We start from the raw sequence: 601 nt of genomic DNA, 5'->3' as shown, positions 1-601 counted from the left end.
TGTGATGGAAGCACATGAAGATGCATTTCGGTGGTATGGCGGAATCCCAAGAGAAATCGTTTATGATCAGGATAATTTAATCGTGGTCAGTGAAAATGGCGGGGATCTTATCTTAACGAAAGAGTTTCAACATTATAAGGAAACCAGGCGTTTAAACCTTAGGGTTTGTAGAAAAGCTGACCCAGAAAGTAAAGGGAAAATTGAAAATGTGGTTGGCTTTATCAAGCATAACTTTGCGAGACATAGAGTGTTTCACAACATTGATTCCTGGAATGAACAGGGTTGGCAGTGGCTAAACCGAACAGGGAACTATAAAATCCATAACACAACAAAAAAAAGACCGGTCGAAGTGTTCTCCTTGGAAAAGCAACACTTAAGACCAGTCGCAGAAAAATTAACTATCAAAAACAATTATGAAAATAGTATAACAAGAAGCGTCCATAAGGACAATACAATTCGTTATTTGTCGAATCGGTATTCTCTTCCACTAGGAACATTCCATAAATATGATACCGTCGGTATCAAGGAAACGGAAGACAAACAACTATTCATCTATATTACCGATACAGGAGAATTGATTGCAAAACACACTATTCCTGAA

At 37.8% G+C, this 601-nt stretch carries 1 pseudogene; it reads left to right on the top strand.

Features of this window, described 5'->3' with window-relative positions:
• Positions 1-601 (top strand): annotated as a pseudogene (locus tag RVS70_RS21820) (IS21 family transposase); the annotation flags it as partial.

Source organism: Virgibacillus sp. M23 (assembly GCF_034190895.1).
GTDB classification, from domain to species: Bacteria; Bacillota; Bacilli; order Bacillales; family Amphibacillaceae; genus Virgibacillus; species Virgibacillus salarius.
Note: the sequence above shows the minus strand (reverse complement) of the source record. Positions and strands in the feature narration are given on the sequence as shown.